4 protein-coding genes are annotated in these 2563 nt (G+C 67.8%); 2 read left to right on the top strand and 2 right to left on the bottom strand.

Features of this window, described 5'->3' with window-relative positions; all coding sequences use genetic code 11:
- Positions 1-75 precede the first annotated feature (75 nt).
- Positions 76-600, bottom strand: a complete 525-nt coding sequence (locus tag ACFWF3_RS31765) for a DinB family protein (RefSeq protein WP_378989977.1) — start codon at positions 598-600, stop codon at positions 76-78.
- A 44-nt stretch (positions 601-644) separates the two neighbouring features.
- Positions 645-1271 carry a maleylpyruvate isomerase family mycothiol-dependent enzyme gene (locus tag ACFWF3_RS31760; RefSeq protein WP_379317471.1) on the bottom strand — a complete coding sequence of 209 codons (627 nt, stop codon included), beginning with the start codon at positions 1269-1271 and terminating at the stop codon, positions 645-647.
- Positions 1272-1383: 112 nt separating this feature from the next.
- Between ACFWF3_RS31760 and ACFWF3_RS31755 the strand changes: the two genes are divergently transcribed.
- The gene (locus ACFWF3_RS31755; RefSeq protein WP_378989981.1) at positions 1384-1878 is read left to right on the top strand and encodes a hypothetical protein; all 495 of its coding nucleotides are present in this window, start codon (positions 1384-1386) and stop codon (positions 1876-1878) included.
- Positions 1865-2395, top strand: a complete 531-nt coding sequence (locus ACFWF3_RS31750) for a MepB family protein (protein ID WP_379317469.1) — start codon at positions 1865-1867, stop codon at positions 2393-2395. Before ACFWF3_RS31755 ends, ACFWF3_RS31750 begins: the two co-directional genes overlap by 14 nt.
- The last annotated feature ends 168 nt before the right edge of the window (positions 2396-2563 follow it).

The raw sequence follows: 2563 nt of genomic DNA, 5'->3' as shown, positions 1-2563 counted from the left end.
CCCTCGCCCTGGCCGACACCGTCATCGACGATCTCGACCAGCTCACCCCGGGCGTCGTGACCGGCGCCGCCTGACTCAGAAGCTGCCGGTGACGCCGTCGATCCGCTCGCGCAGCAGGTCGGCGTGGCCGTTGTGGCGGGCGTATTCCTCGATCATGTGCAGATACACCCAGCGCAACGTGTACTCGTCGCTGCGCCACGGCACGTGGAACACGTGATCGAGGGAGAGTTCGGCGACGGCGGCGTCACAGGCGGCGACCTCGGCGTGAAAGGCCGCGAACACCGCCTCGGCGGGTAGCGAGGCGAGGTCGTCGAAATCAGCGTCGGGCTCGGCCTCGCAGCTGTAGACCGGTTCGACCTCCTCGCCCGCGGCGGAGGTCCGGAACCAGCCTCGCTCCACCTCGGTGAGATGCCGGACGAGGCCGAGCAGCGACAGCGAGGACGGCTCCACCGAGCGCGCGGCGAGCTGTTCACCGTCGAGTCCACCACATTTGCCGAGCAGGGTCTGGCGATGAAAGTCCAACCAGGACTGCAACATCGGCCGCTCGTCCGCGCCGACCAGAGTTCTGGTCGGCTCTAGCTCGGGAGCTGTCCACGTCATCGGTGCGAGGCTACCCGCCGTCGTGCTGTGGCGCAGCTCGATTGTCAGTGGCCGGTGAATCTGGCCGCCGACTCGCCATCGAGACGGCCCGGGGGAAGTTTTCGCCCGCAGAGCACGAGCAGCAGATCCTGCGCACGTCCCGACAGCACCTCGCCTTCGCCGTAGCTGAAGTCGAGATCGTCTGCGCGCAAGGCGATTCCCGCGAGGTCGACACCGAAATACTTGGCCGTGCGTGGGTTCAGCGCTGCCAGCACCATGCGCATGCGGTCGAGAGGAACCGGATCGGCGTGGCCGAGCGCGACGGTGATGTCGAGGCCGTGGATCACATCGTGGCTCAGCGCGCCCGCGAAGCCGCCGCCCGGTGGCTTCCACGGGTGCCCGGTGTTGTCGCCGATGGCGGCGACCAACTCGGCGGTGCTCAACCGGGCGGCGTCCTCGCGGGCCGCGCGGTCGGCCAGGCGATCGAAGTTGCCGCGCGCGGTGATCATGCCGAGGACGAAACGCGGTAGCGAGGTCCGGTACGGCATGCTCAGGTGTGCGGCGACCTCGCGCACCCGCCAGCCGGCGCACAGTGTCGGCGCGTCCCAGGCGGCCTCGTCCAAGCCCGCCAAGAACTCCGCCGTGTCGGCACGCTGCCGTGCGGTCTCGGCCCTGACTTCGTTTTCGTGCACTGGTGGAGCCTCTCTGTCGACAGAAAACCTGCTGTCGATGTAGACGCTGTACGCGTCACCGATTCATCGGTCCGGCTGTTCGCGATGTTCGCCGATCCGGCACACTGGCCCGATGGGTGCCCAGCGCGACGACCAGCCCGAAGTCGTAGTCCACGTCGGTGACGGCTCGGCGCAGCCACACCCCGTCGACCCCGCCCGACCCGGCGCCGCCGCCACCGATCCGGCCCCCGAACACCCCTTCCTCCTCCTCACACGCACCCCGGCCGACTCCATCCAGGCGCGCTACCTCGACGACGGCACCTACGAACTCGAGCACACCACCGGCGCCGAACACCGTCAGCTGTTCACCACCGATGCCCTTCTGGTCCGCGACATCGTCTGGTCCTGGATCCAACGCGACACCTGGTGGTCCGACACCGTCGCCTGGACCACCGTCGACCCCGCCATCGCCGAACTCCACGCCCTGCACTCCGAACTGTCCGGGATGCTCGACGGCATGTCTGTGCTCGACACCGTCACCGACGAACTGGACCAAGCCCTCTCCCGGGCCGACGAACTCCTCGACAACTTCGATCCCGACTTCGAAGGCTCGGATGACGCACCATGAACTTCTCGCGGCCCGAACCCTCATCGCCCAGCTGGGACTGGACATGTCGGCCACGGTTCCCGAGACGCAGAACGCGGAATACGGAGCATCCGTGGCCGAGGTCGGTCGTGGCTCGGTGAGATTTCGGGTGGGCAAGCGGACTCCGGCGAAGCCGGGTCTGTTCGTATCCGTGTGGCAGCGCGCCGAGGACGGCTCGACCGAGCCGTTCGCCGTGGAGGACGGTGTCGACCTCCTGGTGATCACCGTTCGCGAGGAATCGCGGGTCGGGCAGTTCGTCTTCCCGCGGAACGCCCTCGTCGAACACGGCATCGTTTCCGTAGCCGGCCGTGGCGGCAAACGCGGGTTCCGCCTGTACCCGCCGTGGTCCGCGACCCGGAACAAGCAAGCGCAGCAGTCACAGCAGTGGCAGTCCGCCTACTTTCTCGATCTCGACAACGCCGACCGGCGGCGCGCTCGCAACCTCTACGAACCGATCCTTCCCCCCTTTGTCCCATCACACAAAGGCGATGCCCGCTGACGTGAATTACAGTGGCGCCGTGGGGTTCACCGACTACGGGCCGGGCGATGTCGTGTATTTCCCGGCAGGTCCGTTCAGCGGCATCTGCGGGGTTGTCCGGGAGGTCGACGCGCGGCGCGCGGAGCTGAGAATCGAGTTCGGGGAGGGAACCGTCCACCGTGAGGGGAA

It is taken from the genome of Nocardia sp. NPDC060220, assembly GCF_042727815.1.
In the GTDB taxonomy this organism is placed as follows: Bacteria; Actinomycetota; Actinomycetes; order Mycobacteriales; family Mycobacteriaceae; genus Nocardia.
Note: the sequence above shows the minus strand (reverse complement) of the source record. Positions and strands in the feature narration are given on the sequence as shown.